This window comes from Rhodopila sp. (assembly GCF_965277165.1).
Taxonomy (GTDB): domain Bacteria; phylum Pseudomonadota; class Alphaproteobacteria; order Acetobacterales; family Acetobacteraceae; genus Rhodopila.
In genome coordinates this window covers 672,719-699,446 of sequence record NZ_CBDICE010000006.1, presented here as the reverse complement: position 1 = coordinate 699,446, position 26,728 = coordinate 672,719, and the positions used below count along the sequence as shown (strand labels likewise).

Here is a 26,728-nt window from a genome sequence, read left to right as displayed (position 1 = left end):
CCGCGCCGGACATCACGCTGCCGATCGTCCAGCCCTCAGTTCGCAGACCTCAGTTCAGCGCCCACAAACCGACTTCGTAGCCCGGAACGAAATTGCGGTTGGTCATGTCTGGGTTGCGGTTGATGAAGGTGCGGCCGAACATCGGATGACGCATGCTGCGGGTCTCGTGCTCGATGCGGAACAGTGGCTTGTTGCTGTCGACATCGACGATATCGAGGAAACGATATTGGTGCTGGTCACTTTCCTCGCTGATCAGGCCGCGCTCCAGCAGTTTCTGGTGCGGGCCGGAGAAGTCCACCAGGGTGATCTGGATGTGGTGGCCGTCGAACTCCGGCAGCGGCGCGATGGTCTCACGGTAGATCACCTGGCTCTCCGCCGATGTGCGCGCCCAGGCGTAAGGACCCCGGTCGTCACTGGCGACACCGGCGATGGCACCGAGGATCTCGACGTAGAACTTGGCGATCGCCGCCAGATCGGTGCCCGAGGGGATATCGAATTCGACATACGGCATGCCGACGCGCATAGCAGCGAAGCGCGCCGCATCAGGCGCGTGCACCCGGATGCGGTTACCCCAGGGACACACCGTTTCCACCGTGTCGCCCGCCTCGCGGAAGCTGAATTTGGTGCCTTCCAAATATTTCTTTGTTGAGTCCAGACGTTTCAACAGCGCCTCAAGGTCGGGCATCACCAGGGCGGTGGTGCCGCGCACCACGTCGGCGCCGCGCGTCGGCAGATGGAACTGGCCGCGGCCGACATTGACCCACATGTTGTCCAGCCCAGCCATCAGATACGGGTCACGCGTAAGGCCGAGACCCATCAGATAGTAAGCGATCGCCTTGCTCTGATCCGGCACCCGCACATTCACGTGGCCTAACTCGACGATGTTGCCTAGGTCTTCGGTGGTCCGGTCGAAAGTCGGGGTGGCGACATTGGTGTCCATCTCGATGGTCTCCCCTCGGTCTGTGTTCAAGGATCTGCGTTCAATCTCAATCCGCATCCTATCCCTGGCGGGTCGTCCGGTCCATCCCGCCACCGCACGCCCGCCACAGCGCCGGCCCGGGTCGAGCGGTGATGCCGGGCGCCGATCACCAGGTCCCGGCACCGTCGTTTGCAAAGCTGGCGAAATACGCAACACTTTGCGGCCTAAGCGCGGCGTTCCCCACAAGCCGCAACTCATGCCCGGGAGGCAACATCGATGGATAGTGCGATCGAGACGTCGGCGATGCGCAAGGTTTACCTGCGCATTCTTCCGCTCACCATGCTGCTTTACTTGCTTTGCTACATCGACCGCATCAACGTCGGCTTCGCCGCCCTGACCATGAACAAGGACATCGGTCTCGACGCCTGGACCTACGGGCTCAGCTCCAGTGCGTTCTACCTCGGCTACGTGCTGTTCGAGGTGCCCAGCAACCTGGTCATGGACCGGGTCGGCGCGCGGCTCTGGCTGGCACGCATCATGATCTCCTGGGGCCTCATTTCAGCCCTCACCGCCGTCGTCTGGGGACCGTCCAGCTTCCTGGTCATCCGCTTCCTGCTCGGCGCCGGCGAGGCCGGACTGTTTCCCGGCGTGTTGCTGCTGTTCACCTATTGGTTCCCCGACGGCCATCGTGCCCGCATCATCAGCGCCTTCACCCTGGCTCTGCCGGTCTCGGTCGCCCTCGGCGCCCCGATCTCCACCGCCATTCTCGGCATGGACGGCGTGCTCGGCCTGAAGGGCTGGCAGTGGATCTACATCCTGGAGGCTCTCCCCACCGTCATCATCGGCTGCTTCGTCCTGGCCGCGATGACCGACAGGCCGGCGCAGGCAAGCTGGTTGACCGAACCGGAGCGGAACTGGCTCGCCGGCACCATGGAAACCGAGCGCCGCGCGGTCGAGAGCGGCGGCAAGTTCAATATCCTGCAATCGATGACCAATCCGAAAATCCTGCTACTCTCGCTGAACTATCTGGGGATCGTCACCGCCAGTCTCGGGCTCCTGCTGTTCGTGCCGCAGATCATCAAGGCGTTGGGTGCGACCAACATGGGCGTCGGCTACGTCACCAGCCTGGCCTATGTCTGCGGTGCGATTTCGATGTTCGGCTTCGGCTGGCTGTCCGACCGCCTGCGCGACCGCCGCTGGCTGCTGTTCCTGACCTGCGCGATGTCGACACTGGGCCTGGTGATCGCCGGAGCCACCATAGGCACCTGGTGGTCGCTGTTCGGTATATGTCTCGCAACCACCGGCTTTTACGGCACGAAAGGCCCGTTCTGGGCGATGCCAACGATGTTGCTGACCGGCGCCGCGACGGCCAGCGGCCTCGCCTTCATCAACGCCTTCGGCAATATCGGCGGCGCCCTGGGACCGGCGATCGTCGGCTGGCTGAAGGCCGAGACCGGCAGCTTCTCCGGCGGCCTTTACGGCCTTGCCGCCTTCACCGGCGCCAGCATGGTGATCTGCGCCGTGGGATTGCACATCCCACGCCGGGTCGGCGTCGAGGTGGCGGCAGCCCAGTAAGGCCAACCCCTCGGGGGCGTCGCTGTGCTTTAGTGTCGTCCCGGACGGACATCGGACCGCTGCAACGCGTTACTATCATCCGGCGTCAACGGTATGGAGGATTTGGCTGACAGCCTCGGCCGAACGAAATATGGAAAGGGCGCCATCGAATATCGTTTTGGCCGCCGTGTTGGGACCTTCGGACCGGACATGCCCTACGCCAGCGCCCCATCACCCTGAAACCGCCGCCATGCGCTCATCTGCACTGCCGAGGTCAGGCAGTGCAACACCACCGGCCGGGTCTTCACCGCGAACGCCCGGGCAACACCCTCGGCAACCTCGGACTCCTCGCGGATCGTGACTCCCTCCGCCCCGAACGACCGCCCCCACGCGGCAAAGTCGGGGTTGGTCAACCGCGTCGCCTCCATGAACTTGCGGTCCGGATAGCGCACATAGCTGTGCATACCTATCGTTCCGTACATGGAATTATCAGAGATCACCACGATCGGATTGCCGCCGTATTGACACGCCGTGGCGATCTCGTTGCCCATCATCAGCGCGCCGCCGTCACCCACGAACGCGACGACCTGCCGCCCCGGCCGGCGCAAACATCCGGCAACCGCCATGGGCACGCCGGACCCCATCGCCCCCACCACTGACGACAGAAACTCCTGCCCCGGCTTGAAACCGATATACCGATGCAGAAACGACCCAAAATTCCCCGCGTCCGAGGTGACCACCGCGTCATCCGCCAGATGCTTGTCGATCTCGCAGACCACGGCCGCGAAGTTGACCCCGTCGGTGGTCGGCTCCCAGGTCTTCTCCAGCAACGACAGATGAATCTTGTGCAACCCATCGACCCAGCCGCGACGCTTACCCGCGTCGACTGGAGTCTTCAGCGCCAGCAGGCTCTTCACCACCTCATACGGATCGCACGGCATGCCAAGATCGGCGCGCCAGACCCGGCCAACCTCGTTCGGGTCCGGCCAGATATGCACCAGCGGAAGCTGCGGCTGAGGCGCCGCCGGAAAGCTATAGGACTGGCTGACAGTGTCGCTCAGCCGCTCCCCCAGCGCGACGATCAGGTCGGCCTTCTTCATCTCCGCGATCAGCGCCGGAGGCACCCGAATGCCCATGTAGCCGCCATAATTCGGATGCCGAGCATCGAACAACTGCGGCCGCCGATGGGTCGGATTGATCGGCAGCACCCAATGCTCCGAAAGCCGCCGCAGATCGGCATAAACCGCCCGATCGTACAAACTGTCCGCCAACAGCGCCCCGCCCGCCAGGATCAGCGGCCGCTCCGCCTGCGCCAGCATCTCGGCCAGCCGCTCCAGGTCCTGCGCCCGAGGTCCCGCGACCACCCGGGGCCGAGGCAGGTTCAGTTCCGCGTCGGTCGGCTGGTCGAAAATATCCTCCGGCAGGATCACCGCCACCGGACCCGGCGTTCCGCTCTCGGCGAGGTGGAACGCCCGCGCGATCGCCTCCGACGCCTGCTCCGGTTCGTTGACCTCGATGACGCTCTTGGTGACGTCGGACAGCAACTTGGAGTAGTTCTGCTCCTGCAACGCAAGCCGCCCGAAATCGCGGCGCTCGACCTGCCCCACCAGCATCACCAACGGCGTCGCGTCATGAAACGCCGAGTGCAGCGACACCATCGCGTTCGACAGCCCCGGCCCGCGCGACACGATGCAGACCCCCGCCCGGCTGCGCAGCCGCCCATCGGCCACCGCCATGAACCCGGCCCCGCCCTCGTGCCGGCAAACGATCATCCGGATCGAGTTGCGCTCGCTCAGCACGCTGGTCAGACCGACATAGCTCTCCCCCGGCACGCAGAAGATCTGGTCGATGTCATGCGCTTCAAGACTATCCGCCAGCAGGCGGGCAACAGTGGTGGGCATCGTGGCTGCGTCTCCGTTGGCAGGGCGCTCTGCTTCAGCCGGCACCTGGCTTTGCCGACAAGACGTCCCCGACTTGGCGCCATATAGGACCGCGATTTTCCCGCGGACAAGCCCGGCGGCGACCCTACTCATTGCCGCAGGCGCCGTGACGCGGCAATCTGCGCCCGGCACGGCCGCGGCGGACTTCCCGCCGCTGGCTGGCGCCTGGAACGCACCATGCTGGGATTCTCCGCCCACGCCGATAGCTTCACCCGCGACCGCCTGCCGCCGCCGGACCAATGGCCGGAACTGCCGCTCGATGGTTTCAGCTACCCCGAACAACTGAACGCCGCCGTCGAGTTGACCGACGCCATGGTCGCCAAGGGCTTCGGCGACAACACCGCGCTGATCGGCAACGGACGCCACCGCACCTACAAGGAACTGACCGACTGGACCAACCGCATCGCCCGCGCCCTCGTCCAGGACTACGCCATCGTTCCCGGCAACCGGATCCTGATCCGCTCGGCTAACAATCCGGCGATGGTGGCCTGCTGGCTCGCCGCCACCAAGGCCGGCGCCGTGGTGGTCAACACCATGCCCATGCTGCGCGCTGGCGAACTGGCCAAGATCGTCGACAAGGCCGAGATCGGCCTCGCGCTCTGCGACACCCGCCTGATGGACGAACTGGTCGACTGCGCCAAGCACAGCGCGTTCCTCAAAACCGTCGTCGGCTTCGACGGCACCGCCAACCACGACGCCGAACTCGACCGCGTCGCTCTTGGCAAGCCGGTGCGGTTCGACGCGGTGCCGACCGGACGCGACGACGTCGCATTGCTTGGCTTCACCTCCGGCACAACCGGCGAGCCAAAGGCGACGATGCACTTCCACCGCGACCTGCTCATCGTCGCCGACGGTTACGCAAGCGAAGTGCTCGGGGTCACCCCACAGGACGTGTTCGTCGGCTCGCCGCCGCTGGCGTTCACCTTCGGACTCGGCGGACTGGCGATCTTCCCGCTGCGCTTCGGCGCCGCGGCAACCCTGCTGGAACATGCCTCGCCGCCGAACATGATCGACATCATCCAGACCTACCGTGCGACCATCAGCTTCACCGCGCCGACCGCCTACCGAGCGATGCTGCAGGCAATGGACGAAGGCGCTGACCTGTCATCGCTGCGCATCGCCGTGTCGGCCGGCGAAACCCTGCCGGCGCCGATCTTCCACCAATGGCTGCGCCAGACCGGCAAACCCATCCTGGACGGCATCGGCGCCACCGAGCTGCTGCACATCTTCATCACCAACCGGATCAACGATCTGGTGCCAGGGTCCACCGGGCGCCCAGTCACCGGCTATCAAGCCCGCGTCGTGGACGACGACATGACCGACGTCCCCGACGGCACCGTCGGTCACCTGGCGGTGCGCGGCCCGACCGGGTGCCGTTACCTCGCCGACCCTCGCCAGCGCATCTATGTCCGCGACGGATGGAACCTGACCGGGGACTCCTTCGTGCGCGACGCATCCGGAAGCTTCCATTTCGCCGCCCGCTCGGACGATATGATCGTTTCGGCCGGCTACAACATCGCCGGCCCAGAGGTCGAAGCCGCACTGCTGTCCGCGCCCGAGGTCAACGAATGCGCCGTGATCGGCATCGCCGACGCCGACCGCGGCCAGATCGTGCAGGCTCACGTGGTGCTGACCGACGGCATACCGCCGAATGACGCCACCCGATTACGGCTGCAGAACCATGTCAAGGCCGCGATCGCTCCCTATAAGTATCCCCGTTCGGTGGTGTTCGTCCCCGCCCTGCCGAAAACCCAGACCGGCAAGATCCAGCGCTTCCGGCTGCGATAGTTTCCCCCATTTGGTTCTTGCACCGAACGTCCCGCAAGCGCACCACGATCCGCAACGAGTGCGTGACCCGCTCGGCCCCGACTGCTAAGGCCCACCCATGCTGCGCAGATTCTACAACCGCGTCATGATTCTCGCCGCCTCGCCCTACGCGGACTGGTGGCTGGCGCTGATCGCCTTCGCCGAGGCCAGTTTTTTTCCGATCCCGCCGGATGCCCTGCTGGTGCCGATGGCGCTGGCCAAGCCGCGGTCCGCCTGGCGGTTCGCCGCGATCTGCACCGTGGCCAGCGTCATCGGCGGCGCGCTGGGTTACCTGATCGGGTTCGCCGTGTTCGACCGGGTCGCACAGCCGATCCTGCACCTCTACGGCTATGGCCCGGCCTACCAGGTATTCCAGGCTAGATTCCAGGAATACGGACTGTGGATCATCCTGATAAAGGGCCTGACACCAATCCCTTACAAAATCGTTACAATAGCCGCCGGCGCCGCCGGCTTCGATTTCTGGTTGTTCATGACCGCCAGCCTGCTGACCCGAGGCGCGCGGTTTTTCCTGGTGGCGACCCTGCTGCATTTCTTCGGCGACGCGGTTCGCCACTTTATCGAGAAATGGCTCACCCTGGTGACAAGTGCCCTGGCAATCGGGGTGATCGGCGGCTTCATGGCCCTGAAATTCCTGTAAGCCGAAGTTCCTGCAAGCCACCGCGCGACGAGGCGACCCCATGTGCGCCATAGCGCCACAATTCAGCACCGTTGTGCCCCTATCCATACCGCCCATCCGTTCGGAGGTTACCTTTGCTTCGTCGCGTTTTCCTCGCCGCCGGCGCATCCTTGCCGGTCGTCTCCGCCGCCCATCATGCCGCCGCCGCCGATCCGGCGCCCGCAGCCACGCCGGCCGCCGCTACGCCGCCCACCGCTACGCCGCCCACCGCTACGCCGTTCGACGGCGCCACGGTGCGCAACATGGCGCGCCAACTTTCGCTGCAGCCCTACAAGGCTCCCGACAGCACCTTGCCGGCGCCGTTCAAGACGCTGGATTACGACACCTACCAGGGCATCCGCTTCGATCCGGCAAAGGCGCTATGGCACGGACAGGGGCGCAAGTTCACCGCCCAGTTCTTCCACCGTGGCTACATCTATCATGACCGCGTCAACATCTTCCAGGTCGCCGACGGCAAGGCCGAACCGATCCCCTACAGCTCGGATATGTTCAGCTTCGAAAAGCTGGCCCCCAGCACCGGCGACCTCGGTTTCGCCGGGTTCCGCATCCAGTACCCCCTGAACCATCCGAATGGCTCCGACGAACTATGCGCCTTCCTCGGCGCCAGCTACTTCCGGGCGGTGGCGAAAGGTCAGGGATACGGGCTCTCGGCACGCGGACTGGCAATCAAGACCGCCGATTCCAGCGGCGAGGAGTTCCCGGTGTTCCGCTCGTTCTGGCTGGAACGCCCGGCGCCGGGCGCCGACATCATCGTCATCCACGCGCTGCTCGACAGCCCCAGCACGACCGCCGCGTTCCGCTTCACCATCCGCCCCGGCAACGACACCGTGTTCGACACCGAAACGGCGATCTATCCGCGCACCGACATCACCCAGGCCGGCCTGGCACCGCTGACCAGCATGTTCCTGTTCGATGCCAACGACCACATGCGCTTCGACGACTGGCGCGCCGCGGTTCACGATTCCAACGGCCTGCAGATCCGCACCGGCCATGACGAGGCGCTGTGGCGCCCGCTCGCCAACCCGCGCGACCTGCAGATCAGCGCCTTCGCCGACACCAGCCCGCGCGGCTTCGGCCTGGCCCAGCGCAAACGCGCCTTCATCGACTATCAGGACCTGCAAAGCCGCTACGAGAAACGCCCTACACTTTGGGTCGAGCCGATCGGCGACTGGGGCCAGGGCGTCGTGGAACTGGTGGAAATCCCCAGCGACCGCGAGGTCAACGACAACATGGTGGCATTCTGGCGCCCGCACGACCCGCTCAGGGCCAAGGGCGAGTATCTGGGAAGCTATCGGCTGCACTGGTGCTGGGCACCACCCGGCGAGGTCAGACTGGCGCAGACCCTGCAAACCCGCTGCGGGCTGTCGTTCGACCAGAAACACCGTCAATTCATCATCGATTTCGTCGGCGACTCACTGAAATCCCTCAACCCCGAAGCCCCACCGGCGCTCGATGTCGGCAGCGACAAGGGCAAGATCGTCAGCGCCGTGACACAACCCAACCCCGATGTCAGCGGTTGGCGGGTCAGCATCGAACTCGATACCCAGGACAACAAGTTGGTGGAACTGCACGCCAAGCTGATGCAGGCCGATCAACCGCTGACCGAGACCTGGATCTATCGCTGGACCCAAGGCTGACATGGACGCCGGCGTGCCATTCCAGCCGCTGCCGCCGGATGCGCCGCTGGCGATGCCGACCCAGTCGCTGCGCCAAACCTCGCCGCACCAAGCGTCGCCGCATCAGGCGCCACCACCGCAGTCGTCCCAGCACTACGCCCCGCCCCGCTCCGGCCGCTTCGCATCCGCGCCACGCGCCATGGCCCTGCGCCGGCTGCTGGTCATCGGCGGCGCCATCGTCATGACCGGATTCGGCGCTCGGGAAATGTACCGCGTGCTGGCCGTTAACGGCGCCACCCCGCTGGCGGTCTTCATGCTTGCCCTGTTCGTCGCGCTGTTCGCCTGGATCGCGCTGTCGTTCACCAGCGCGATCGCCGGTTTCGCCTCGGTCCTCACCCGCGGCGGACAACGCCTCGCCGCGCCGGGCGCCCTGCCCTCGACCCGGACCGCGCTGCTGATGCCGACCTACAACGAATCCCCATCCCGCGTAACCGCCGGCCTGCAAGCAATCGACGAAGCGATCCAGGGCCTCGGCGCCGCCCATCTGTTCGATATCTTCATCCTCAGCGACACCACCAACCCCGAGGTCTGGGTCCAGGAAGAAAAAGCGTTCCTCGATCTGTGCCGCCAAACCGGCGGTCCCGGCCGCATCTTCTATCGCCACCGCGCCAACAACACCGCCCGCAAGGCCGGCAACATCGCCGAATGGGTCACCCGGTTCGGCGCCGCCTACCCGCAGTTCCTGATCCTCGACGCCGACAGCGTGATGCGCGCCGACACGCTGCTCGCCTTGGTCCGCGCGATGGAGGCCCATCCCGACGTCGGCCTGATCCAGACCCTGCCGATCATCACCGGCGGCGCCACCCTGTTCGCCCGGATGCAGCAGTTCGCCGGCCGGGTGTACGGCCCGCTGATCGCGCACGGCATCGCCTGGTGGCACGGCGCCGAGGGCAACTACTGGGGCCATAACGCGCTGATCCGCACCATCGCCTTCGCCGAACAGGCCGGACTGCCCGAACTGCCAGGCCGCAAACCGTTCGGCGGCCATATCATGAGCCACGACTTCATCGAGGCCGCCCTGATGCGCCGCGGCGGCTGGGCCATCCACATGATGCCCGGCCTGGAGGGCAGCTACGAGGAAAGTCCGCCGTCATTGATCGACCTGGCGGTGCGCGACCGGCGCTGGTGCCAGGGCAACCTGCAGCACATGGCGGTGCTCCCGGCACGCGGCCTGCACATGATCAGCCGGATGCATCTACTGACCGGCATCGGGTCCTACATCACAGCTCCGCTGTGGCTGCTTTTCCTGCTGACCGGCGTGCTGATCGCGCTGCAGGCGCGCTTCATTCCGCCTGACTACTTCCCCGGCAACGGCAAGTCCCTGTTCCCGCAATGGCCGGTGATCGACCCGGTGCGAGCCATGTGGGTGTTCATCGGCACCATGGCGCTGCTGCTGGTGCCGAAGCTGCTGGGCATGCTCACCGTCATGGCCCATCGCGATCTCCGCCGCGGCTGCGGCGGCTTCCTGGGCCTGCTCGGAAGCCTGCTGCTGGAGACGCTGATCGCCGGCCTGATGGCCCCGGTGGTCATGCTTACCCAGTCGATCGACGTCGTCGCCATTCTGCTCGGCCGCGATTCCGGATGGAACGCGCAACGCCGCGACGATGGCGGCGTGCCGTTGCGCGACGTCGTCCGGCTGTATCGGCGCCATACCATCCTCGGCGTGCTGCTTGGCATCGGTGCCTGGGCGGTCTCGCCCTACCTGGCGCTATGGATGCTGCCTGTGGTGCTGGGTCTGGCGCTGGCGGTCCCGCTGGCCGCGCTGACCGCCCGGCGATCCCTGGGCATGGCGCTGCGGCGCATCGGCCTGCTGCGCATCCCTGAGGAAGTGCACCCGCCCGAGGTGTTGCGTCGGGCCCAGGCGCTGGCTCGCACGTCGGCAATCGAACCGTTGGCTAAGCCGGCGCCCAACAGCGTCTCGGCGCTGCTGCACGACCCGGCGCTGCTGGCCGCCCATCGGCAAATGCTGCCGCCGCCGCGCCGGCCGCGCATCGATCCGCTGAACGTCGCGCTGCTGACCGGCATCGCCCAACTGACCGAGGCCGACTGCCTGGACACCGTATGGGCCGCCCTGACCGCGGCCGAGAAGATCGCCGTGCTGTCCGACGGCCCAGCGCTGGACCGGCTGCTGGCGCTGGCGAGACGCGATGCCGACCCGATCGGCCGACCGGCGGAAATTGCCCGGTAGAGCTTGCCCATCGGCAAAATCCGCCGGGCTCCCCACCAAGTGTTTTTCGCTGAATCAAGCCGGTAACCGTGGCACGTCGATTGCTGCTTCGGTTGCTGCCAACCGATTGCTTTCTATCGGTGCTGCCGATCTTGCCTGCTACTTACGGCTGCTTTGCGTTATTGGGGACATCAGACAGGATTATCACTAATGTCGATCGATACCGTATCCGCAACGGGCGGAACTGCGTACCCGCCGCTTGACCGCGCCGCCTCGGTGACACCGGTGTCCGCCACGTCGTCCGCCGGGACCGAGACCTCAACCAACCCGCCGGCAGAGCCCAAGCAACCATTTCTGCTGGTGCCGACGATACCCCTCTCGCCGACCGTACTCGCCGAACTGGTCGGCCGTCAGTTGTCGTTGAACGGCCCCGTCGCCGGCCGATAACGCGGTCACCAATCCGGGACGGATCCATTGTACCCCGGCACGCGATCCACGTCCACGCCGCGGGATCCAACCGGGCACATGATCGACACCACGCTGTCGCTTGCCGGCCCGGGCTGACCCCGGATGCGCCATCGGACTTGTCATCCGCCACGTGATCGAACAATGTCTCTATAGACTGTATCGATCCCGCGAGGCCTTCGATGTCGGACAGCGCCAGCCTCGATACCGAATCAAACTTCCTGCCGATCCACCAGGAATACGACCTGACCGACCTGCCGGTCATCGGCGAGTTGCCGCGCGGGCTAAACGGCACGCTGTTCCGCAACGGCCCCAACCCGCAGTTCATGCCGCTCGACCCAGCCCAGCACCACTGGTTCGCCGGCGACGGCATGATCCACGCGTTCCGTCTGCACGATGGCCGCGCCAGCTACCGCAACCGCTGGGTCCGCACCGACAAATGGCGCGCCGAAAACGCCGCCGGTCGTTCCCTGCCACCGGCCTTCGCGGGCCCCCCCGACCCGGACGCCAGCCTCGCCGATACCGGCGTCGCAAACACCAGTATCGTCTTCCACGCCGGTCGCCTGCTGGCGCTCGAGGAAGCGCATCTGCCGTTCGAACTCGACCCCGCGACGCTGGCCACGCGCGGCGTGCAAAGTTTCGCCGGAGCGCTCCGAGGTCCCTTCACCGCCCACCCGAAGATCGATCCGATCACTGGCGAAATGGTGTTCTTTGGCTACGCATCCGGTGGCGAAAAGGCCGCTGGCATGACCTACGGCACCATCGCAGGGGCCGGCCAGGTGACCCGCTTCGACCCGTTCGAAGCCCCATACAGCAGCATGGTGCACGACTTCGCGGTTACCGACCGACACGTGCTGTTCCCGGTGCTGCCGCTCGGCTTCAGCCTCGCACGCGCCCAGTCTGGACAAATGCCCTACGCCTGGGACCCCGACCTCGGCGGCCATATCGGGGTGATCCGCCGCGACAAGGGCGTTGCCTCGCTACGCTGGTTCCGCGCCGAGACCTGCTTCGTGTTTCACGTCATGAACGCCTGGGACGACGGCAACCGGATCGTCGCCGATGTCATGCAGTACGACGAACCGCCGCTGTTCCCCCGCGCCGATGGCCGCCCATCAGACCCGGCCGCCACCCGCGCCAGGCTGAAGCGCTGGACGCTGGACCTCGACGCCGGCACCGACGCCTTCAAGTCCAGCGATCTTGACGACATGACCGGCGAATTCCCGCGCTTCGACGAACGCCGCGCCGGCTCGGCCAACCGGTTCGGCGCCTTCGCCGGCAAATCCCGTCCCGACGGCACCCTCGATACCATCGTCTGGCTCGATCTGGCGTCCGGGCGCCGCGACCAACTGACGCTCCCGCCCGGCGACGCCGTGTCGGAGCCGATCTTCGTGCCGCGCACCCGTTCCGCGCCCGAGGGCGACGGCTGGCTGATGACCGTCGCCTGGCGCGCCGCGGACCGCCGCAGCGACCTGCTGGTCCTGGATACCAATGCAGTTCAGCAAGGACCGATCGCCACGGTCAAGCTCGGCCATCGCGTGCCTTTCGGCTTCCACGGCAACTGGGTCGCCCGCGACGCCTGAGCGACCGCAACCGTCCCCCACGCCCATCAGGCTGAAAACGGACTATTGCGCGCAATCCAATCCGGCTTACCCTCCACCCCGCCGGCGATGTATTCCGGCCAAGGCTGACGCCCAAGCAAGCAGCAACCGGCTCGATCGGGAAAAAACCAGGAGGAAACACGATGGATTCCGTGACCACAGAGGCCATGCTGGGACACCTCGATCGCGGCCGCCTCGATACCCGCTACTGGATCCTGTTCGCCCTGCTGGCGGTCGGCGCAGCACTCGATTTTTTCGACTTCTTCGTCGTCGGCTATCTCGTCGCCGTGGTCGGGCCGCAATGGCATCTCACCTACGGCCAATCATCGCTCATGCTGCTCGGCGGCGGCCTGGGTGCGATTTGCGGCGCCCTGGTCTGGGGACCGCTCAGTGATGCCTGGGGTCGCAAGAAAATGCTGGTCGCCGGCAGCTTCGTCTGCGCCATCGCCGCCGGCAGCATCGCCTTGGTCCGCGACGGCGACTGGATGACCTTCACCGTGCTGCGCTTCTTCGTCGGCGTCGGCCTGGCCGGATGCGCCACCGCAATCACCGCCCTGATCGTCGAGTACACCCCGACCCGATACCGCACCGTCGTCACCAGCCTGCTGATCGTGTTCGCCACCTTCGGCAGCTTTCTCTCCGCGCTCACCTCCGCCAACCTGCTGGGCGTGCTGGGCTGGCGAGGCGTCGCCACGCTCGGGGTGGTCCCCGCCCTGATGGGCTTCGTCTATATCTTCGCGCTGCCGGAATCCGCCCGCTGGCTGGCAGTCAAGGGCCGCTTCGCCGAAGCCCGAGCCACCGTGGCGTGGACGCTGCGGGTGCCGCCGGAGACGATACCGCTGCCCACCGTCGCGCCCCCTGTCACGCCCCGCGCCAGCCTCGGCGAACTTCTGCACCACCCGCGGCTGTTCGCCTTCGTCGGCCTGACATGGCTGGGCCTCGCCACCGCGATCTACGGCATGCTGCTGTGGGGGCCGACCGTCGTCGCCCTGCTGCTGGGCATCACTGCCCGCCAGGCCGCCGTCTATTTCGTCTACGTCACCGCCGCCGGATTGATCGGCAAGGTGCTGTTCTCGTTCCTCGCGCAATGGCTCGGCCGCAAACGCTGCGGCGAAATCACCGGCTATGGCGCCGCCGCGGCCCTGGCACTGGCCGCGTTCTCCTACCAGCCGGTCTTCATGATCGGCGTGCCGGTGTTCGTACTGGCGATGATCGTGACCTCGCTGTTCCTGGAAGGCGAGGCCTCCGACATCACCCCCTGGGCCGTCGAGGCCTACGGCGTGCGCCTCGGTGCCCGTGCCGCCGGCCTGTCCCAGGCCGCCAACGGCTGCGGCAAGGTGGTGGGCCCGCTCTGTCTCGCGCTGATCGCGGGAGCGGATAATCTCGTCTCACCCAAGGCAACGGCGCAGGCCGTGACACCCGCCTTCCTGTTCCTGGCCGCCTGCATGCTGGTCGTCGGCCTCGCCTGCACCTTCCTGGGGCCGGAGACCGTGGGCAAACCGATGGCGCTGGAAGCCGATCCAGGACCGCCCGACACCATCGCCAATCCCACCTCGGGCGCGACCTATTGACCCGGCGGCATTCACAACCGGGTGCCGACCACCGCCAAACCCGCCGAACCCGAGGGTGCCCGCACGAACACCGCGACCGACAGCGCCCCTAGCACGGCGATGCCACCCGCCAGACCGAACGCCCCGGCATAGCTGCCCCCGGTCGCCTGCACCATGAACCCGGTGACCGAGGGTGCGACAATCCCCGCCAGGTTGGCGATCAGATGCACGAACCCGCCAACCCCGCCAACGCGGTCCCTCTCGACCGTGTCCAGGATGATCGCCCAATAGGTATTGCCGGTCAGATACATGAAGAAAACCGACACCGCCATCAGCCCGACCGCGGCCTGAACGGTCTCGACACTGCCGGCCAGCGCGACACACAAGGCAGCAATCAGCAGCCCCACCACCAGCACCAGCTTGCGCGCTCGCACCGCGTTGCCGGTGATCCGGAATATGGCATCGGACACCGATCCGCCGGCCGCCAACCCGATGAACCCCAACAACCAGGGGATGGTGCTGACGAAACTCATGCTTTGCAGGCTCAAATGCCGAGCCGTGGTCAGGTAGGTCGGAAACCAGGACAGAAAGAAATACAGGATGTAGGCGTAGCCGAAAAACGCGAACGCCGTGGCCAGCACCGCGGGCCGAGCCAGCAGCGACCCCAGCGATACCGCCGGCCCACCCGTGGTGGCATCCTGATCCGCCGCGATTTCAGCCGCCTCCGCCGCGCTGATATGCCGGTTCTGCTCGGGGCGTTCGGTCACCATCAGCATCCAGACCGCGGACCAGCACAGCCCGATCGCGGCAATGATCACGAACGATGCGCGCCAGCCCCAGGTCAACGCGATGAATCCGACGATCGGCCCAGCCAGCGCCCCACCCAATGGCGTTCCGGCATTCGCCCATCCCACGGCGGTCGCCTGCTGACGGCGCGGAAACCAGTTGCTCACCAGCTTGTTGGCCGCCGACCCATACGGCCCCTCACCCATGCCGAAAATCAGCCGCACGACCAGCAGCGACCCGAAGCTGAACACCATCGCGGTCAGGCCACAGAACACCGACCACACAACCGATGCGATGGCGAACACGTTCCTGCCGCCGATCCGATCCGACGCATAGCCGCCAACGAAGCAGAACGCCGCATAACCGAAGAAGAACACGCTGAACACAATCCCCAGTTCGGCCGGCGACAGGCTCAGTTCCTTGCTCAGCAACGGTGCCGCGACCGACAGCGCCGCGCGATCCAGGTAGTTGATCATGCCGCCCAGGAACAACAGCCCCACAACGGCCCAGCGAACGGTGCCGAACAGTTTCATCGTCTCCCCCCTGTTGCCAGCCTGGAAAGCGCCAGCCTGGAAAGCGGATGACAGGAATGTCAAGTCAACCGGCCGACCCAGCGCACTTGCCGCCTCGCCAACCCGGCCAAGCGGCATTAGGTAGCGGTCCACACAGTTCGACCAATAACGGGAGATCGCGGTGAGCAACGCCCCAATCAGCAAAGACGCCCCCAAAAAGCCGTTCCTGACCGACGTCAAGACGTTGCGCCAGCGTGCTCGGCAGAACATGTCCGATGGCCTGATCACCAAGACCTACGGCGGCGACGTGGACAAGGCGATCGAGATCCTGCAATCGGTGCTGGCGACCGAGATCGTCTGCGTGCTGCGCTACACCATGCACGCCGTCACCGCGACCGGCATCTCCAGCGAGGGCGTCAAGGCCGAGTTCGCCGACCACGCCAGGGAAGAACAGGCCCACGCGATGTCGGTCGCCGAACGCATCGACCAGCTCGGCGGCAAGCCCAACTTCAACCCCGAGGGCATGGCCACGCGGTCCGCATCGCAATACGCCGAGGGCGAGAACCTGATCGACATGATCAAGGAAAATCTGATCGCCGAACGCATCGCGGTTGACCACTATCGCGAACTGATCCGCTACTTCGGCGACGACGACCCGGCAACCCGGGTGATGCTGGAAGGCATCCTTGTGGTCGAGGAGGAACACGCCACCGACATGCATGACCTGCTGATCGCCCACGAGGGAACTCCGCCGCTGAAGGACTGATCGCTGGCGGATCAGCGCTGCACGGCCAACCCGGCCACAGCATGATCGCGTTGGTCGGAACGTTCGTCTTCCGAAGGACGCGCTGTTCGCGCGAGGCGCGTGAATCGCGCGACAAAACAAAGAGCTAGACCAGGGTTCGCCTGCCGCGGCGAACTTCAAACCCGGGGCGCACCCGTCAGCGATTGGCCGCCGCGCCCCGCCACACCTCGCGATACAACCCAACGATCTGCTCCGCCGTCGGCACCGTCGGATTGTTCGCCGGGCTCCCCGAGGCCAGCGCCTGCTCGGCCATTAGCGCCAGCTTGCCGCTCCAAGCCGCCTCGTCGATCCCCCAATCGGCCGGCGTCGGCACCGCAAGATCCCGGTTCAGCCGCTCCAGTCCGGTGATCAGCTTCGCCGCAGCCGCCCCGTCACCATCCTGTGCCGCGGCGAACCCGATCCGCCGCGCCGCCTCGCCATAGCGCGCCTCCGCTCCCCCGACCGAGAAACTTGTCACCGCCGGCAGCAGCATGGCGTTCGACAGCCCGTGCGGCACATGAAAATGCGCCCCGATCGGCCGCGACATGCCATGCACCAGCGCCACCGAACTGTTGGAGAACGCCAGCCCGGCCTCGCTTGCCCCCAGCATCATCGCCTCCCGCGCCAGGGCATTGCGCGGCTCGCCGTACGCGACGCGAATATTGGCGCCGATCAACCCCATCGCCGACAGCGCCAACGCATCCGAAACCGGATTGGCGCGCTTCGACACATACGCCTCCAGCGCATGGGTCAGGCTGTCAACACCGGTATCGGCGGTGGTCCGCGGCGGCACCGAATAGGTCAGCTCGTAATCCACCAGGGCCGCCAGCGGCAGCGCCCCCAGACCGGTGATCAGCATCTTCTCGTCGCGTTCGGTGTCGGTGATCACCGTGAAGCGGGTACACTCGCTGCCGGTGCCCGCCGTGGTCGGAACAGCGATCACCGGCAGCGCCCCCCGATCGGCGGCGAACGGAGCCTTGTAGTCGCGCATCTTGCCCCCACCCGCCGCCAGGATCGCCATCGCCTTCGCGGTATCGATCGGCGACCCGCCGCCAAACCCGATCAGGCAATCGAACGCGCCCCGCTTCAGTTCCATCACCCCGGCCTCGATCACCGTATCGGTCGGGTCCGCCACGGTGTCGCTGAACACCGAGACCGCCAGACCGGCCGCCGCCAGCGGGTCAAGACAGTGCCGCAGGTGCCCCGAACCGACCATGAACGGATCGGTCACCACCAACGGCCGCGACAGCCCGAACTTCGCCAGCACCTCGGCGATCTGGCGAACCGCCCCGGCCTGGACCAGCAACAGGCGGGGTGAAGCGAAATTCATCGCGATCGCGGTCATGGCCGTTCCTCCGATTGGTCCCCCGGTTTAGCGCGCGGGACGGTGCGCGTCACGATTGCCGGTGATATGCAATGGCTGAGCGCACCGACAAGACGTAGCGATACCGTCACGATCCGGTGACAAAATCTTTAATTCACCACGCTTCGGCACGATCTCATTTGCCGATGGTGGCCCTGGGAACAGCACGATGAACAGCGTCTCGAATTTCGTCCACAGCCTGCTCGACCTGCTGGTCTCGCTGGGCAACATTGTCGTCGCCGCCCTTGTCACCGTCGAGGTCTGGCTGCGCGCCCAGCTCACCCAGCTCGGGCTGCCGCCGCCAATCCAGACCGCGATCCTGGTCGCCGTCGCCGTGCTGCTGATCATCGGCGCGCTGCGGCTGTTCGGCGGCCTGATCCGGGTGGCCGTGGTACTGGTGCTGATCCTGATCGCCATCCACATCGCACTGCCGGTGCTGCAGCACTGACACCGACCAACCGTCGCTTAACCCGGGGTCAATGCCAGGTCAGGTTGGTCCCCCCGGCGCCGTCGCTGGCGATGTGAAACGAACCCGTCGCCGGCACGCTGGAAAACCCAAGACCCAGCATCGCCGAATGCGTGCCATCACTGACCGATAGCACCCCGTTGCCATAACTCACCACCGCACCGGCGGCCCTCAGATCGGTGAAATCAACACTGTCGGAGGTGGCAAAACTGCTGATCGTGCTGCCGCTCAGCGACGCGGTGACATCCTTGAACACAAGCCCGCCAAACCCGCCGCCACTTAGCGTATCGCCGCCGCCAAGCCCGGTCAGGGTCTGCCCGCTCGCGGTCGCCGTCAGCAGGTCGGACCCGACGGTGCCCTGGATCAGCGTCGGCTGCATCGGCGCGATCTGCAGCGACTGCAGGGTAATCACCGCCGTCGCCCCGTTGGCCGCCGAATCGAGATGGAACGCATTGTTGCCGGCACTGTAATTGCCCGCCAGCTTCAGCGTCCCGACATAGTTGAAACCATTGTTCAGGGTCAGCGTGGCGCTCGACCCGCTCACCTGCCTGAACACCAGGCTGGTCACCGTCTGGTCAACCTGGATGGTATCGCCGGCGACAAAGCCGCTGATCGAGGCGGTGGGCAGCGCCGCCAGCAGCAACGTCGCGTTCGGGCCAGCGAACTGGATCGCAGTACTGTCAACTACACCAAGCCCCAGCGTGCTGCCCTCGGTCAGAAAGAAGCTGCCGGACCCGCTGACCGTCGGATTGGCCTCGTACGGATCGCTCTTGGCGGTTCCCGTCATGTCGATCATCAGCGAACCCCCGGCATTGACCCAGAACGCGCCGTTCGCCACCACGCTGCCGTAGATCGAACCGGAGAACACCGCGGTCGCCGAGGGCGACAGCGACAGCGTCCCGGCATAGGCCGTCGTCGGCGACCCGACGCGCACGCTGGAGTTGGCGTCCACCACGATGATGTCGCCACCACCGTTGCCGATCAGTCCGCCGGCCTGCAGGCTGCTGCCGCCCAACGCAAGCAACGACCCGCCAAGCAATGTCGCATTCCCCGCAATCGTCGCCGAACTACCAGCCTCGACCTGCAGCCGACCCGTCACCGTAGCCCCGCCCCCGACGGTCAGCCCGGCACCATTGGCCAGCACCAGCGCGCCGGACAGCCCCGACCCGACAACCACCTGCACCTGGCCGCCAACCGAGATCTGCCCGGTCAGCAGCACGTTGCCGCTGATCGTCAGGCTGGCGGCGGACCCGTTGCCACCGATGCTGGTATATTGTCCGGCAACCATGCTGCCGGCGATGCTGACCGGATCCAGCGTCCCCGGCATGGTGCCGGGCACCACCCCGGCGGTGGTGTCGATCCAGTTGCCGCCCGAGCCCCAAGTGCCGCCGCTGGCGCCGGCCCAGCCATAGGCATGCGACCCGGTATCGGCAGCCGCGCCGCCCGCGCCACTGGTTGCGTTCTGCACCGAGATCGTCGCAAACCCAGTCGCCGCGGCAAGGTCGAGCTGAAACAGATTGGCCGCATAGTTGCCGCTCAGCGTCAGAATGCCGACCGTCGTGGCGCCGTTGGTCAGCGTCAGCGTGCCCTGACCGGAAGACGTCTGGGTGTAGGCCACGCCGGTAGCGGTGCGTCCCACAATGATGCTGTCACCGGCTATGAAGCCGCTGATCACCCCGGTCGGCAGCGGACCGTTCAACACCAGCGTCTCGGTCGAAAAGGCGACGCCGCCAAGCAAATACGGCTGGAACGCAATCGCGGCGCTGTCCGAGGCGTTCAGCGTCAGCGACCCCGACGGCCCCAACGCCCCGATCGTGATCGTGCCGCCACCGCTGATCGACCCGACCGACCCGGCAAAACCGCCGATCGTTCCCGAATAGACCAGCAGGTTACCGTTCACCACCAGCCGACCCGCGATCGTCGCCACCCCCTGCAGCGTCGGCGCCTGCCCGGCATCGATCGTCACCGCGCCCGCCGCCGCACCGCCCACGCCACCAAATTCGAAGCTCGAGGCAGCATCCACCGCGATCGTCCCGGTCAGAACGCTGGTGCCCCCGGTCACCGCCACCGCGCTGCCGCCAAACACCCCCAGGCTGCCCGAAACGAAGCTGCCGCCGCCCGACCCCAGCACCGTCAGCACGCTGCCGCCGGAGAGCTGCAGCGGCGACGTCACGTTCAGGCTGCCAGCCATCAGAGTCGCGCCGTTGCTCAACCCCACGTCACCCGAACCGGCGCCGAAACTGGCGACGGCAAACTGCCCGGCTACCGATATCGTCCCGGTCAGCACTGTGTTGGCGGCGCCGGCAATGGTCAGCGAAGCCGCCGCCCCATTGCCCGAGATCACCTGTGCCGCGTCGATCCCGGTCGAGTCGTTGATGATCACCGCGTTGCCGGCGCCCGGCGCGGTTGACAGCGTCGCGCCAAGCGTCGTGTCGGTCCAGTTGCCGGAATTGCTCCAAACCCCGCCACCAGTGTTGTTCCAACTGTAACTATCACCGCTGCCGCTGATCTGGTTCCCACTCACCGTGCTCGGCGCCGGCGTGTAAATGATGCTGCTGGAAAGCCCGCTGGCCGCCTCCTGCACCTGGAACTGACCGGCGGCATAAACCCCCGCCAGGTTCAACGTGCCGACCGTGCTCGCACCGTTCAGCAGCGTCAGCCTGCCGCCGCCGCCATTCTGGCTGTAGCTGACACCGGTCACCGCCCGCGCCACGGTGATCACGTCGCCCGCGGCAAATCCGCTGATCGTCCCGCTCGGCATGATAGCGGACAGCGCGAGCGTTTCGGCACTGCTGGCGGCGACGCCCGATGCAGCCTGGCTGAACAGGATCGAGGCGCTGTCCGCCCCGGTCAGCGTCAGCATGTCGCCCCAGGTCAGCGCGATCGTGCCCGCCCCGGCGATCGACCCCTGCGCCGAACCGAACGGCGCGATCGCCAGCGTGCCGGCAACGATCAGCGTGCCGTTGACTACCACGTTGCCGTCGATGGTTCCGGCCAGATCGACCGCCACGCCGCTATCGATCGTCAGCGCACCCTTGGCCACTGTGCCCAGCGTGCCGAACTCGATGCTGGAAGCACCGTCCACGCCGATCACCGAGGTGTCATACTGCGCCCCGCCGGAGTAACTCGCCACCGGCAGCACCGCCGCCGCCTGCACAAAGCCGCCGTTGATCGCCAGCAACGACCCGGCATTGGCGGAAAACACCAACCCGGCCGCCGTCAGCGTGCTGGCACCGCCCACCTCGACCAGGCCACCGGTCGCGGCAGTGCCCGCCAGCAACAGACTGGCCCCGCCGTCCAGCACCAGCGCACCGCTCTGCGTCAGCCCACCGCTGACCTCGCCTACCTTGGCCCCGATCACCAGGCTGCCCCACAGCAGCACGCTGCCGCTGGTTGTCAGGCTGGCGGCGAAACCGGTCCCGGTGACGTCGCTGCTCACCGTCCCGCCACCCGCGATCGTCACCGCATTGCCATAGCTCGGCGCCAGCACCGCGGTGCCGCCAGTGGCGACATCCTGCCACTTGCCCGCCGTGGCAAACCCGCCCACCGTCGATCCGAACAGATAGGCGTCGGTATTCACCGCGGTGAATTGAACCGATGTCCCCCCAGCGCCATCCGGCCCAGCGGAGAAATAACCCGGCGGCAGCGCAGTGCCCATCAGCCCGATGCTCGCCGCATGCGTACCGTCGCTGACGCTCAACGTGCCAAGACCGCCGGCGCCTGAAGTATAACCGACCGACACCGTCGCTACATTCATGTCGGTCAGGTCGATCACCGACGATGTGCCGAACCCCGTTATCGTCGCCCCGGTCAAGTCGGCACTGGTATCCTTGAAGTCGATCCCGGTGAAGCCGCCACCGCCAAGCAGGTCGTTGCCGCCCAATGGGATCAGCGTCTGGTTGTTCGCCGTCGCGTTCAGCGCGTCATAACCCGCCGTGCCGACGATCAGGCTGGGCTGCGCCGCCGCGCTGCCAATGGTCTGCAGTGAGATCAGCGCATCGCCATACGGATCGACCCCGAGGTGAAACAGGCTGCCCGCGTAATTGCCCGCCAGCGCCAGCGTCCCCACCGAGACACCGCCCCTCGACAAGGTCAGCGTCGCGACACTACTGCCGGTCTGCGTGTAGCTGACCCCGGTTGCCAGCGCACTGCCATGACCGACAATCTCGATCACATCGCCCACGGCAAAGCCGCTGATCGTCCCGCTCGGCAGCACATTCAGCGCCAGCGTGCCGGCCGGTCCGGTAAATCGGATCGCCGAGCTGTCAGCGATGCCAAGCGTCAGCAAACTGTTCTCGCTCAACGCCAGCGTGCCGCTGCCGGAGATGCCCTGCGGATTGCCGAACGGGTCCGCCAGATCGATCGCCAGCGCACCGTGCGCCTGCACGCCCAGCATCCCGTTGACCACGACGTTGCCGTCGATCACACCGCTCACTGCCGCCGAAAAACCGCGATCGATCGTCAGCGCGCCCAGCGCCGCCGCGCCGGTGGTGCCAATCTCGATCGAGGAATTGCCATCCACCGCGACAGTGCCCCCGGCGTTGACAAACCCATTGTTGATGCTGTTGGCGATCAACGAGCCAAGCTGCACCTTGCCGCCGTTGGTGGCGACCAGGAAACCGGCCGCCAGCGTCGCCGCCCCAGTCACCACCGCGGTGCTGCCGCCGCCAACCTCCAGCGATGCGCCGTTGGCAACGCTCAGCGCGGCCGCCGACAGACTGGCCCCGCCGTCGAGTTCCAGATCGGCGGCGCCGGCAAGCGCCACGGTGCCGCCGACCGCGACGCTTCCCCAAAGCAGCACCTCGTTGCTGATCGCCAGCTGTGCCGCCGCCCCGCCGCCGACGATGTCGGTGAAATTCTCGCGCACCCCGCCGTTGATGCCGACGCTGGCGCCGCTGCCTGGCGAAATCGCGGCCACAGTCCCGGCGCTGGCGTCGAACCAGTTCGCGGCGGTGCCCCAGGAGCCGCCATATCCATTGGCCCAGTAATAAGTGTGGGTCCCCGAGGACTGCATGTCGCTCATGTGCGTCGCCGCTCGCCGGTCATGGCTGCCCCCGGCCCGGACCCGAGGCTGATCGACCGCTCGCTCGGCTCGATACCGCGCCGCCACCGGACGACCCGCTCGGAACGCCTGCAACGGCTGATCCGCCGGCATCCCTCAGTCAGAATGTGTTGATCCAAATGACCCTCGGTAAGACGCATCAGGGCTTTCAATATCTGCCCGAATGGGCAAACGGTCCGGCCGAGCCTCGTCCTGGGACCGCGAGCAGATCAGCAGTCTGCGATGACCCCATCATCACAAGTCGATGCTTGAATGTCAAATTCGTTTTTTGAGAATATCTATTAGCAATTACTTAACACGGCATACTATAGTGCCCAGCTATACAGTCACCCTCGCAAACGGCGGCAAATCATACCTACACCACGCCCCCATCGCGCAACCGCCGCAACTCCTCCGAATCCACCCCGCAAAGCGCCCGCAGCAACTCATCGGTATGTTCGCCAAGCAGCGGCGGACGCGTAATCTCGGCCGGAGACGCCGACAACTTGATCGGACATCCAACCGTTTGGTATGTGCCCCGGGTCGGGAAATCGACCTCCACGATCATCTCCCGAGCACGCAGATGCTCGTCGGCCAGTACCTCGGCGGTGTCCTGGCAGGCGCCGCTCGGCACTCCGGCCTCGCCCAGGATCCGCATCACCTCGTGCTTGCCGCGCGCACCGGTCCAGCGACCGACGATGGCATTCAGCGCATCGCGGTTCTCCCACCTTGCATCGGCGGTCGCGAACCGCTTGTCGTCAGCCAATCCGGCTTGCCCAATAGCGGCAAGAAACGGTTTCCACATCTGCGGCTGAACGAAGATATAGACATAGTCGTTCGCTCCGCCCGGCGCGCAAGGATAGGTCGTCCCCGGCACCGTGCGCCCAAGCTGGTTGCCGACACGCGGTAGCGGATGGCCATGACGCTGGTGGTCGCGCAGGCTGACGCGAATCAGATTGACCACCGCATCCTGCATCGACACTTCCACATGCTGCCCCACACCGCTCGCATGCCGCTGCTGCAGCGCCGCCAGGATACCGATCGCCATGTGCATGCCGGTGCCGGAATCGCCGATCGCGGGGAACACATAGGTCGGCGGATTCTCCGGAAACCCGGTCACCGCCATCGCGCCGCCCATCGCCTGAGCGATCGGCTCGAAACTCTTGTAGCCGCTATACGGGCCATACGTCCCAAACCCCTTGATCGTGGCATAGATCAGCCGCGGGTTGAGTTTCGCCAGCGCATCGTAGCCCAGCCCCAGCCGATCCAGCGCACCGGGGCCGAAATTCTCCAGCAGCACGTCGGATTCGGCGATCACCTTGCGAAACAGCGCCTTCCCCTCCTCGCTCTTCAGATTCAGCGTCAGGCTGCGCTTGTTGGCATTCAGCATCAGGAAGAACAGGCTGTCGCTGTCGGGCTTGTCACGCATGTTGGTGCGCGCGACGTCGCCGCCTTTCGGCTCCTCCAGCTTGATCACATCGGCCCCGAGGAAACCCAGTATCTGGGCGCAGGCCGGTCCCGCCTGGTTGTGCGTCATGTCGATGACGCGAATCCCGTCCAACGCCAAGCTCATGCCATTCCCCTATGATCCATACCGAACCTGGAACACGCCCTCTACGCCGCTTCCTCGAAACTCGACCCGGTATCCAGCGTCGTCGCCCGGCGCAGGTCGCGCGGCTGGTCCTCCTGGTGCGGTCGGCCGCGATGCATCGTCCATCGATTGTCCCAGATCACCAGGTCGCCGACCCGCCAACTGTGACGGTAAACGAAGCCAACCTGCGTCGCGTGCGCGTTCAGGTCGAACAGCAACAACCGCCCATCCGCCACCGGCCAGCCGTCGATGTGGGAGGCATGTGCCGACAGATACAGGCTTCGCCGCTCGCTACCCGCCTGGCGCCGCACCAGCCGCTGGCGCGACGCGGGATACCGCTCGCGCTCGTCCGCGGGGAATTCGCTGAAGCCGATCTGCGCGCGCGACCAGAACACGTCATGCACCGCGGTCAGACCGTCGATCGCCTGCCTGGTCTCAGCCGACAGACTATCGTATGCCGAGCGCATATCGGCGAACTCGGTTTCGCCGTTGCCCCAAGGGCTGGGTGGCGGCAGCGCCACCGCATGCAACAAGCCCAGCACCACCGGTACCGGCATATAGGACGCATCGGTATGCCACAACCGATTGCCCAGGCTATCGAGTCGCCTGCGGTCGTTCAGCCCCCGGACCCCGCCGTCCTCGTCCAGGTTCGAGATATCGCCGATCTGCGGAATCGCCAACCGCCGGCGCCCCGGCCGAGCGGCCGCTCGGCCAATCTCCAAAGGCCCGAACCGGGCGGCGAAATCACGCAAGCGCTCGTCGCTCAGACACTGCTCGCGAAACACCAGCACCGGGTAGTTATCCAGCACCGCGCGGATCGCGCCGATCGCCTCGGCCGGCTGCGGCCGCGACAGGTCGATCGAACCGGCCTCGGCGGCAAAGCCAGGATGCAGCTCTTGGATCTCAATTCGCATCGCTGTCGCCTCCCGGCGCATCCTGCGAAGGTTGTGGCCCTGGTGCAAGCCGCGCTGCCAACCGCGCAGCGCCTTCGCCAAATCGCCGCGGGTCAATCGCCGCGGGTCAATCGCCACGGCAAGCTGCCGCAACGCACGCCCCGCCACGTCGGCGTCCGCGCATGCCCTTGACCGACGCCATGCGCCCATCCATCTCGGCACTGACGCGCGACTTCGATCCGATCCATCGCAAAGGCGGCCTGACCATGGACCCTGCGCAATTCCGCGACTCGCTCGCCGCCACCACCCCCCCGCAAACCGCCTCGTTGTCGCTGCAGGCACTGTGGTGGGATGCCAAGGGCGACTGGGCCAAAGCCCATCAATGCGCCCAGTCCGATCCTGGTCCGACCGCCGCGGCGGTGCACGCCTATCTGCACCGCAAGGAGCCGGACCCGTCCAACGCAAAATACTGGTACGGTCGCGCCGGTCGGCCACCAGCCGACAATACGCTGCAGCAGGAATGGCACGCGCTGGTCTCCGAATTGCTGCCCGCCTGATCACCCCAGAATCGGCGAATCGCATCGGTGCCGGCCGCCGAGGGTCGGGCAATGAAAGCGACCCGATCGACCCCGACAGCCAGCAAACCGGCCTCAGCCGCCAATCCGCGCGCCAATCTGGACCTCGCCGATCGAACTTGCTGCGAATAACGCCGCAATCCGTCAGCTAGCACTGGAAACGCCGATGCGTTTTGCTTCATAAGGCGCCCAACCAACGCCCAGGCCGAAACACGGGCAGGAGGAGGGAGGCATTTTTGGGGCGATTACCACCGTAATCGAAACATGCTGTAGCATGATGTGGTAAAACTGCCACCAATTAGCAAAAAACAATTGACGTAGGTAACTTTCCCGCGTACGATTCGC

General features: G+C 66.1%; 18 protein-coding genes. 11 read left to right on the top strand and 7 right to left on the bottom strand.

Annotated features, from left to right (window positions below; all coding sequences use genetic code 11):
* Positions 1-49: 49 nt before the first annotated feature.
* Positions 50-940 (bottom strand): VOC family protein, encoded by an 891-nt coding sequence (locus tag ACQY4Y_RS14865; protein WP_428491382.1) that lies wholly within the window; start codon positions 938-940, stop codon positions 50-52.
* Positions 941-1,195: 255 nt separating this feature from the next.
* Here ACQY4Y_RS14865 and ACQY4Y_RS14860 point away from each other — a divergent pair, with 255 nt between their 5' ends.
* A complete protein-coding gene (locus tag ACQY4Y_RS14860; protein ID WP_428491381.1) occupies positions 1,196-2,494 on the top strand; it encodes an MFS transporter in 1,299 nt (432 codons plus the stop codon).
* A 194-nt stretch (positions 2,495-2,688) separates the two neighbouring features.
* Here the strand turns inward: ACQY4Y_RS14860 and ACQY4Y_RS14855 are convergent, their stop codons facing one another.
* Positions 2,689-4,374, bottom strand: a complete 1,686-nt coding sequence (locus tag ACQY4Y_RS14855; RefSeq protein WP_428491380.1) for a thiamine pyrophosphate-dependent enzyme — start codon at positions 4,372-4,374, stop codon at positions 2,689-2,691.
* A gap of 216 nt (positions 4,375-4,590) precedes the next feature.
* Here ACQY4Y_RS14855 and ACQY4Y_RS14850 point away from each other — a divergent pair, with 216 nt between their 5' ends.
* From ACQY4Y_RS14850 to ACQY4Y_RS14820, 7 genes are all read left to right on the top strand, one after another.
* On the top strand, positions 4,591-6,201 hold the full coding sequence (locus tag ACQY4Y_RS14850) for an AMP-binding protein (protein ID WP_428491379.1): 1,611 nt from the start codon (positions 4,591-4,593) through the stop codon (positions 6,199-6,201).
* 97 nt (positions 6,202-6,298) lie between these two features.
* On the top strand, positions 6,299-6,877 hold the full coding sequence (locus ACQY4Y_RS14845) for a YqaA family protein (protein ID WP_428491378.1): 579 nt from the start codon (positions 6,299-6,301) through the stop codon (positions 6,875-6,877).
* A 113-nt stretch (positions 6,878-6,990) separates the two neighbouring features.
* Positions 6,991-8,553: a glucan biosynthesis protein gene (locus ACQY4Y_RS14840; protein ID WP_428491377.1), complete on the top strand. Its 1,563-nt coding sequence runs from the start codon at positions 6,991-6,993 to the stop codon at positions 8,551-8,553.
* A gap of 1 nt (position 8,554) precedes the next feature.
* A complete protein-coding gene (mdoH, locus tag ACQY4Y_RS14835; RefSeq protein ID WP_428491376.1) occupies positions 8,555-10,780 on the top strand; it encodes a glucans biosynthesis glucosyltransferase MdoH in 2,226 nt (741 codons plus the stop codon).
* A 189-nt stretch (positions 10,781-10,969) separates the two neighbouring features.
* A complete protein-coding gene (locus ACQY4Y_RS14830; RefSeq protein WP_428491375.1) occupies positions 10,970-11,206 on the top strand; it encodes a hypothetical protein in 237 nt (78 codons plus the stop codon).
* Positions 11,207-11,406: 200 nt separating this feature from the next.
* Positions 11,407-12,804, top strand: a complete 1,398-nt coding sequence (locus tag ACQY4Y_RS14825; RefSeq protein WP_428491374.1) for a carotenoid oxygenase family protein — start codon at positions 11,407-11,409, stop codon at positions 12,802-12,804.
* Between the two features lie 161 nt (positions 12,805-12,965).
* Complete coding sequence (locus ACQY4Y_RS14820) at positions 12,966-14,393, top strand: MFS transporter (protein WP_428491373.1); 1,428 nt, start codon at positions 12,966-12,968, stop codon at positions 14,391-14,393.
* An 11-nt stretch (positions 14,394-14,404) separates the two neighbouring features.
* On the opposite strand, the gene ACQY4Y_RS14815 is transcribed toward ACQY4Y_RS14820, so the two are convergent.
* Positions 14,405-15,691, bottom strand: a complete 1,287-nt coding sequence (locus ACQY4Y_RS14815) for an MFS transporter (protein ID WP_428491372.1) — start codon at positions 15,689-15,691, stop codon at positions 14,405-14,407.
* A gap of 160 nt (positions 15,692-15,851) precedes the next feature.
* Here ACQY4Y_RS14815 and ACQY4Y_RS14810 point away from each other — a divergent pair, with 160 nt between their 5' ends.
* The gene (locus ACQY4Y_RS14810; protein WP_428491371.1) at positions 15,852-16,436 is read left to right on the top strand and encodes a ferritin-like domain-containing protein; all 585 of its coding nucleotides are present in this window, start codon (positions 15,852-15,854) and stop codon (positions 16,434-16,436) included.
* 175 nt (positions 16,437-16,611) lie between these two features.
* On the opposite strand, the gene ACQY4Y_RS14805 is transcribed toward ACQY4Y_RS14810, so the two are convergent.
* Entirely contained in the window at positions 16,612-17,799 is a 1,188-nt protein-coding gene (locus ACQY4Y_RS14805; protein WP_428491370.1) for an iron-containing alcohol dehydrogenase, read from the bottom strand.
* Positions 17,800-17,986: 187 nt separating this feature from the next.
* Here ACQY4Y_RS14805 and ACQY4Y_RS14800 point away from each other — a divergent pair, with 187 nt between their 5' ends.
* Entirely contained in the window at positions 17,987-18,265 is a 279-nt protein-coding gene (locus tag ACQY4Y_RS14800; RefSeq protein ID WP_428491369.1) for a hypothetical protein, read from the top strand.
* 28 nt (positions 18,266-18,293) lie between these two features.
* Here ACQY4Y_RS14800 and ACQY4Y_RS14795 read toward each other — a convergent pair whose 3' ends face one another.
* From ACQY4Y_RS14795 to ACQY4Y_RS14785, 3 genes are all read right to left on the bottom strand, one after another.
* Positions 18,294-23,438, bottom strand: coding sequence for a beta strand repeat-containing protein (locus ACQY4Y_RS14795; protein ID WP_428491368.1), 5,145 nt, complete (start codon positions 23,436-23,438; stop codon positions 18,294-18,296).
* A gap of 262 nt (positions 23,439-23,700) precedes the next feature.
* Positions 23,701-24,897, bottom strand: a complete 1,197-nt coding sequence (locus tag ACQY4Y_RS14790) for a formyl-CoA transferase (RefSeq protein WP_428491367.1) — start codon at positions 24,895-24,897, stop codon at positions 23,701-23,703.
* A 41-nt stretch (positions 24,898-24,938) separates the two neighbouring features.
* A complete protein-coding gene (locus ACQY4Y_RS14785) occupies positions 24,939-25,829 on the bottom strand; it encodes a TauD/TfdA dioxygenase family protein (protein ID WP_428491366.1) in 891 nt (296 codons plus the stop codon).
* 161 nt (positions 25,830-25,990) lie between these two features.
* Here ACQY4Y_RS14785 and ACQY4Y_RS14780 point away from each other — a divergent pair, with 161 nt between their 5' ends.
* Complete coding sequence (locus ACQY4Y_RS14780) at positions 25,991-26,365, top strand: hypothetical protein (protein WP_428491365.1); 375 nt, start codon at positions 25,991-25,993, stop codon at positions 26,363-26,365.
* The last annotated feature ends 363 nt before the right edge of the window (positions 26,366-26,728 follow it).

What these genes read in the sequence shown, in the direction of transcription:
- ACQY4Y_RS14790 (WP_428491367.1), bottom strand. Translation starts at nt 24,897, where the DNA reads ATGAGCTTGGCGTTGGACGGGATTCGCGTCATCGACATGACGCACAAC.
- ACQY4Y_RS14825 (WP_428491374.1), top strand. Translation starts at nt 11,407, where the DNA reads ATGTCGGACAGCGCCAGCCTCGATACCGAATCAAACTTCCTGCCGATC.
- ACQY4Y_RS14860 (WP_428491381.1), top strand. Translation starts at nt 1,196, where the DNA reads ATGGATAGTGCGATCGAGACGTCGGCGATGCGCAAGGTTTACCTGCGC.
- ACQY4Y_RS14830 (WP_428491375.1), top strand. Translation starts at nt 10,970, where the DNA reads ATGTCGATCGATACCGTATCCGCAACGGGCGGAACTGCGTACCCGCCG.
- ACQY4Y_RS14865 (WP_428491382.1), bottom strand. Translation starts at nt 940, where the DNA reads ATGGACACCAATGTCGCCACCCCGACTTTCGACCGGACCACCGAAGAC.
- ACQY4Y_RS14785 (WP_428491366.1), bottom strand. Translation starts at nt 25,829, where the DNA reads ATGCGAATTGAGATCCAAGAGCTGCATCCTGGCTTTGCCGCCGAGGCC.
- ACQY4Y_RS14820 (WP_428491373.1), top strand. Translation starts at nt 12,966, where the DNA reads ATGGATTCCGTGACCACAGAGGCCATGCTGGGACACCTCGATCGCGGC.
- ACQY4Y_RS14845 (WP_428491378.1), top strand. Translation starts at nt 6,299, where the DNA reads ATGCTGCGCAGATTCTACAACCGCGTCATGATTCTCGCCGCCTCGCCC.
- ACQY4Y_RS14815 (WP_428491372.1), bottom strand. Translation starts at nt 15,691, where the DNA reads ATGAAACTGTTCGGCACCGTTCGCTGGGCCGTTGTGGGGCTGTTGTTC.
- mdoH (WP_428491376.1), top strand. Translation starts at nt 8,555, where the DNA reads ATGGACGCCGGCGTGCCATTCCAGCCGCTGCCGCCGGATGCGCCGCTG.
- ACQY4Y_RS14800 (WP_428491369.1), top strand. Translation starts at nt 17,987, where the DNA reads ATGAACAGCGTCTCGAATTTCGTCCACAGCCTGCTCGACCTGCTGGTC.
- ACQY4Y_RS14780 (WP_428491365.1), top strand. Translation starts at nt 25,991, where the DNA reads ATGCCCTTGACCGACGCCATGCGCCCATCCATCTCGGCACTGACGCGC.
- ACQY4Y_RS14805 (WP_428491370.1), bottom strand. Translation starts at nt 17,799, where the DNA reads ATGACCGCGATCGCGATGAATTTCGCTTCACCCCGCCTGTTGCTGGTC.
- ACQY4Y_RS14850 (WP_428491379.1), top strand. Translation starts at nt 4,591, where the DNA reads ATGCTGGGATTCTCCGCCCACGCCGATAGCTTCACCCGCGACCGCCTG.
- ACQY4Y_RS14855 (WP_428491380.1), bottom strand. Translation starts at nt 4,374, where the DNA reads ATGCCCACCACTGTTGCCCGCCTGCTGGCGGATAGTCTTGAAGCGCAT.
- ACQY4Y_RS14795 (WP_428491368.1), bottom strand. Translation starts at nt 23,438, where the DNA reads ATGCCGGCGGATCAGCCGTTGCAGGCGTTCCGAGCGGGTCGTCCGGTG.